Source organism: Chamaesiphon sp. VAR_48_metabat_403, from assembly GCF_031422475.1.
Classification (GTDB): domain Bacteria; phylum Cyanobacteriota; class Cyanobacteriia; order Cyanobacteriales; family Chamaesiphonaceae; genus Chamaesiphon.
Genome location: NZ_JANPLS010000375.1, coordinates 1 through 5508, shown reverse-complemented (window position 1 = coordinate 5508; position 5508 = coordinate 1). Strand labels below are relative to the sequence as shown.

Below are 5508 nucleotides of genomic sequence, written 5' to 3'. Positions count from 1 at the left end.
TTTAGGGCTTTTCTGATGTAGCAATGCGGTAACTTGGCGCACATAGCAGGGATTGACACATACCGCCGCAAATCTATATCGATCATTCACTTCTGGGTACTGCTACTCCCGCGATGGTAGAGCAGTGGTGCGAACAAGCAGATCGATATAGATTTGCGGCGGTATGTGTCAATCCCTGCTATGTGCGCCAAGTTACCGCATTGCTACATCAGAAAAGCCCTAAAATTTGTACGGTCATTGGTTTTCCAACGGGTGCGACAACTACTGCCAGCAAGCTGTACGAGGCTCAGGAAGCGATGGAAAATGGTGCCCAGGAGTTAGATGTAGTTATCAATATCGGTTGGCTCAAAGCAGGCAAAATTGACGATGTACATCGCGAAATTGCCGAAATCTGTGAAGCAACGGGACAAACAGTTAAAGCAATTCTAGAAATGTCGCTATTAACTCCACCAGAGCGAGAAATTGCTGCCCAAATCTGCATGGAAGCAGGTGCGAGGATGTTAAAAACTGGTACGGGTTGGTGTGGTGCTGTGACGGTGGAGGATGTGCGATTTCTCAAGGATCTCACTAAGGATCGGATCGGTATTAAAGCCGCTGGCGGCATCCGTACGCATCAACAAGCGGTAGAATTAATTCTGGCTGGAGCCACTAGGCTCGGTACTTCTTGGGGCATAGATTTGCTCAAACAACGCGAGCGCGATTCAAAAGTAATGGAGCAGGATTGAGTGAACTATAACCCCAAGCCCCAAATCTCACCCCCATATTACGCGTGCGTTTACCCAAACTTATTAAATTAATTTTAATCAGAACGATTCAAATCGGATTAATCGGTTTCTTACTAGTATTTAGTACCAGTGTTTACGCTCACAAAATCGAACCAAATTGGATAGAAGTCACTCAAAATGAAATCGAGTTACCAAAATTAGATCGGGCATTTAATGGTTATAGAATCGTTCAGATTACCGATCTCCATGCTGGCGATGGGATCGATCGCGCCCAACTAGAACGTGTTGTCGAAACTGTCAACGCCCAAAATCCAGACTTGGTAGTAATTACAGGCGATCATGTCAGTCGGAAACCCCGGCAGCATGTAGAATTATTAGATACCCTCGCCAAACTACATCCTCGCGATCGCACTATTTCTGTTTTAGGCAATCACGATGTTTTCAACGATCCTACCCCGATTCGGACAGCCCTCGATCGAGTCGGCATTACTCTACTAGAAAATAGCATCCATACCATCAAACGCGATCGATCTACATTACATATTGCAGGCGTGGGCGATGTCTTTGCCGAACTAGATAAACTCGATCGAGTATTAGAGCAATTACCCCCTACAGGCGCAGCCATCATGCTCGCTCACGAGCCAGATTTTGCCGATGAAACTGCCGCTACTGGCAGATTTGGTCTACAATTATCCGGACACTCCCACGGCGGACAAATTCGCATCCCCTTTCGCAAAGGCTATCTTCCCGAACTAGCTAAGAACTACCCACTGGGACGTTATCAAGTTAAGGAGATGGTTCAATATACCAGTCGCGGCATCGGGATGATTAAAATCTACGCCCGTTTTAACTGTCGTCCCGAAATTTCGGTATTTAATCTAGTTTCTAGTAGCTAGATTTTAATGGCTGTGTCAACGATCGTTACGCCGCGCTCGCGCTCGTTCTTGACCCCAAACTTGGAATCGTCGAGCGTCACCTCAGCCGCAGATATAGGCTGATTTCGGTTAATTCCGCGCGAATTTCGACTGTCGGTGTCTTTGATGGGATTACCTTGAAACTCGCATCTTCCCGCTCTAGTCAAATCCAACCGTAAATGGTAAAATAGTAAGTTGCAAAATTTAATTATAATTTTCAGTCTTCATGACCCTAACCCAAGAACGCAAGCAAGAAATCGCGGCTAAGTATCAGTTGCACGCTACCGATACAGGTTCGTCCGATCTTCAAGTAGCTATGCTCACTGACAGAATCAACCGTCTGAGCGAACACCTGAAAACCAACAAGAGCGATCATGCTTCGCGCCGAGGCTTGTTGAAAATGATCGGACAACGCAAACGTTTACTAGCATTCATCCAAGGCGAAAGCGTCCAACGCTATCAAGCCCTAGCCGATAGCCTGGGTATCCGTCGCGTCAAAGACTAAATATCTAGTCGCTCTCAAGTACCAAACATCAGCCATAACTTTAACAAGATCGGAACCTGCATATGTCTGCTGAGAAGCCCCGCCCATCCGTGCCGTTTGAGCCGCGTAAAAGTGCCAAGCAGCGCAAACCCGCAGCGAAAAAAGGAGTGCCAATCGTCAACCCGCCACAGCCTTCAACAGCAATGGCGGAGCAGGGTTCTGGTTACATTCCAGATATGGTCAGCAAACGGATGATTCGGCGGGTGTTGGTATTTTGTGGAATTCCCATTTTAATGGGGGTGGGCATATTTCTTGGCAGTTACTTTGTAATTATCAATCATCTGTTTAAAGTTTCCAATACTGTTGTCTTGTTGACGAGTATGGCTTGTTTGGGATTGAGTGTACTGGGGCTAACTTATGGTATTCTGTCTGCTTGTTGGGAAGAAGATAGCGATAGTAAAGGCAGTCTGTTAGGTTTGACAGAATTTAAAATCAACCTGGGCAGAATGACCGATGCTTATCATGCTTCCAAGCAGATGCAACAAAATATCGACCCAGATCGCTAAGTTTAGAGTATGCAAATTCATCCCACCGCCGCGATCGAACCTGGAGCTAAAATTGGCAATAATGTATCGATCGGGCCATTTTGTTACATCCGTCACGATGTAGAAATCGGGGATAATTGTATTTTAGATGCTCATATTACGCTGCTACCTTACACCTCGATCGGTAAAAATTGTCATTTACATAGTAATGTCGTCTTAGGCGATTTTCCGCAAGATATCGCCTTTAAAGATGAGCCGAGTTATGTCAAAATTGGCGATAATTGTACCCTCAGAGAAGGCGTTACCATTCATCGCGGTACTAAAGCCGGATCGTCTACTGTAGTCGGTAATAATTGCCTCTTAATGGCATACAGTCACCTTGCCCATAACGTGGTGCTAGGAAACGATATTATTATCGCTAATGGCGCACTGTTAGCGGGATACGTGCAAGTTGGCGATCGAGCATTTATTAGTGGTAATTGCTTAGTGCATCAATTCGTCAGCATCGGAAGATTGGTAATGATGGCTGGCGGTTCGGCGGCGCAAAAAGATATTCCGCCATTTTGCATGACGCGCAGTACGACGCTTAATAAAGTCATGGGTTTAAATACCGTCGGCTTGCGACGAGCCGGATTGACATCTGAAGAAAGATTGGTACTCAAACGTGCTTTTAAAATATTATATCAATCTAACTTATTAATTCCTGAAGCTTTAATTAAATTAGAAACTGAATTTGACTCGGAGTTAGTTAGCGAAATTTGTGATTTTATCAAACAATCTCAGCGCGGCATCGCTGGCTACGTGCGCCAGCGTCAGCGCGAAGACTAAATAATCGAGACTAACCAAGCACCTCGCGCAAGGATACTAATTGTGCTTGAACGATTCGATAGTAGATCCAAGTACCTCGACGCTCTTTTGATAATAAACCTGCCTCATACATCACTTTGAGGTGGTGGCTGACTGTTGGCTGCGAAAGTCCCAGCGATTCTACCAATTCGCAAGCACAAACCTCTCCACTCGGCTGTGCGGCAATTAAACTCAACAACTGGAGCCGCGCTGGTTCCCCCAATACTCGGAACAAAGTCGCTGCACTAGCGGCTTCTGTTCCAGTTAAACGACCAGCTAATAAAGGCGGGCAACAAAAAATAGGTGACTTTGAAGATTTCATAATTTCTATATTGACATATATCGATGTAGATTGATAAAATATCGATGTTTATCAATATCAACCAATATCGATATAACAAGAGATTGTTATTCTTAGCGGCTACTTGTGGTGAGCGTAGTCGTTGGCGAAGCCTGCGCTTTGCGCTGACTACGTCAACGCATCCGTCAACACATCTAAGGGGAAATTTAGAATGAATGACGAACAATTGAGTCAATTCTCCAGGGGAGAGGCTCCGCCATCGAATAGCGAAAAGCCTAATCTAGATATCCGTAGATCGCTCACGCTCCAGGTACTAATAGTCTTAACACTGGGGCTGACAATATCGGCTTGTACGCCCAGAAGTTCCGAAGTTGCTTCCTCACCATCCGATACGGCTTCACCTGCATCTGGATCTACATCCGTAAGTAGTGGGAGCATTGTTTCTGTTGGTGGGGCTGGGGCAACATATCCCGCGCCTCTATACCAACGCTGGTTTGCTGAATACAACAAGGTAAATCCTGAAACTCAAGTTAGTTATCAATCTGTCGGTAGTGGTGCTGGTGTCGAGCAATTTTTGGCGGGTAGTGTAGATTTTGGAGCATCAGACGCACCTTTGAAGGCTGAAGAACGCGCTAAGTTTAAAACAAAGTTCGGTGGAGAACCAGTTCAGGTGCCCATGACTGGGGGGATGGTCGTATTTGCCTACAATCTCGATGGGGTCAAAGATTTAAAACTAGCTCGTGTAGCCTACTGCGGAATTGCAACAGGCAAAATTACTAAATGGAACGATCCGGCAATTGTCAAAACAAATGCTGGCGCAAAACTACCCAACGAGGCAATTAAATTTTTCCACCGCTCTGATAGCAGCGGTACGACCTTTCAGTTCACCAATCACCTCAAAGCTGCTTGCCCCGAATGGACGGCAGGTGCGAGTAAATCGGTAGCTTGGTCTAAAGGGATGACAGGTGCCCAAGGCAATCAAGGGGTGGCGGAGCAAATCGCCGCAATATCTAATTCGATGGGTTATGTGGAACACGCTTCTGCAAAACAAGCCAATCTGTCAATGGCAGCGATCGAAAATAAGTCTGGGAAACTAATCGCGCCATCCCCAGCCGCAGGTGCTGAGGCATTTGTCGGCGAAAAAGTACCTGACGATCTTGGACTCACCGTTCCAGATTCTACTAATCCTAAAGCTTATCCGATCGCTGGACTGACTTGGCTCCTACTATACCCACAGCCGAAAGATGCCACCAAGACAACCGCATTAAAAGCAGTAATTGAGTGGGCATTGACTACAGGTAAGGCTTTAGCCACTGAGCTTGGCTACTTACCTCTAGGTGATGAATTAACAGTTAAGGCAAAAGCAGAACTCAATAAAGTTAAATAAGCTCTGTTGACTGCACAACCTCATCGATAAAAGCATTGACTAGGTTCAATGTAGCTCGATGATTCTAAATACAGAGCCATGTAAATATCAAGAGTTAAAACTTCAAAAACAGGAGCAAACAGATGACAATTCGGGTGGGAATTAATGGATTTGGTCGGATTGGACGCTTAGATTTGCGGGCGGCGTGGGGTTGGCCGGAACTAGAATTCGTGCATATCAATGAGGTTAAAGGCGGGGCTGAGGCAGCAGCACATTTACTCAAGTTTGATTCTGTCCACGGACGTTGGGCACCAGAAGTAGAAGCTG

At 45.8% G+C, this 5508-nt stretch carries 9 protein-coding genes; 7 read left to right on the top strand and 2 right to left on the bottom strand.

The features are described from left to right. Positions 1–113 precede the first annotated feature (113 nt). Positions 114–725 carry a deoxyribose-phosphate aldolase gene (gene deoC, locus RMO79_RS17965; RefSeq protein WP_396136628.1) on the top strand — a complete coding sequence of 204 codons (612 nt, stop codon included), beginning with the start codon at positions 114–116 and terminating at the stop codon, positions 723–725. A 44-nt stretch (positions 726–769) separates the two neighbouring features. Beyond that, positions 770–1621: a metallophosphoesterase gene (locus RMO79_RS17960; protein ID WP_310484611.1), complete on the top strand. Its 852-nt coding sequence runs from the start codon at positions 770–772 to the stop codon at positions 1619–1621. On the opposite strand, the gene RMO79_RS17955 is transcribed toward RMO79_RS17960, so the two are convergent. Next, positions 1618–1812: a hypothetical protein gene (locus RMO79_RS17955; RefSeq protein ID WP_310484610.1), complete on the bottom strand. Its 195-nt coding sequence runs from the start codon at positions 1810–1812 to the stop codon at positions 1618–1620. The two genes, RMO79_RS17960 and RMO79_RS17955, sit on opposite strands and share 4 nt — an antisense overlap. A 53-nt stretch (positions 1813–1865) precedes the next feature. Between RMO79_RS17955 and rpsO the strand changes: the two genes are divergently transcribed. The 3 genes from rpsO (at position 1866) to lpxA (ending at position 3496) form a co-directional block, all read left to right on the top strand. Next, positions 1866–2144 carry a 30S ribosomal protein S15 gene (rpsO, locus tag RMO79_RS17950; RefSeq protein WP_295614353.1) on the top strand — a complete coding sequence of 93 codons (279 nt, stop codon included), beginning with the start codon at positions 1866–1868 and terminating at the stop codon, positions 2142–2144. 62 nt (positions 2145–2206) lie between these two features. Further along, positions 2207–2689: a PAM68 family protein gene (locus tag RMO79_RS17945; RefSeq protein ID WP_310484609.1), complete on the top strand. Its 483-nt coding sequence runs from the start codon at positions 2207–2209 to the stop codon at positions 2687–2689. A gap of 9 nt (positions 2690–2698) precedes the next feature. Then, positions 2699–3496 carry an acyl-ACP--UDP-N-acetylglucosamine O-acyltransferase gene (gene lpxA, locus RMO79_RS17940; protein WP_310484608.1) on the top strand — a complete coding sequence of 266 codons (798 nt, stop codon included), beginning with the start codon at positions 2699–2701 and terminating at the stop codon, positions 3494–3496. Positions 3497–3506: 10 nt separating this feature from the next. Here the strand turns inward: lpxA and RMO79_RS17935 are convergent, their stop codons facing one another. Next, entirely contained in the window at positions 3507–3836 is a 330-nt protein-coding gene (locus tag RMO79_RS17935; RefSeq protein WP_310484607.1) for a metalloregulator ArsR/SmtB family transcription factor, read from the bottom strand. A 190-nt stretch (positions 3837–4026) separates the two neighbouring features. Between RMO79_RS17935 and pstS the strand changes: the two genes are divergently transcribed. Both pstS and RMO79_RS17925 read left to right on the top strand, forming a co-directional pair. Continuing rightward, a complete protein-coding gene (gene pstS, locus RMO79_RS17930; protein WP_310484606.1) occupies positions 4027–5202 on the top strand; it encodes a phosphate ABC transporter substrate-binding protein PstS in 1176 nt (391 codons plus the stop codon). 122 nt (positions 5203–5324) lie between these two features. After that, on the top strand, positions 5325–5508 hold a 184-nt coding region (locus RMO79_RS17925), incomplete at its 3' end, for a glyceraldehyde 3-phosphate dehydrogenase NAD-binding domain-containing protein (protein WP_310428515.1).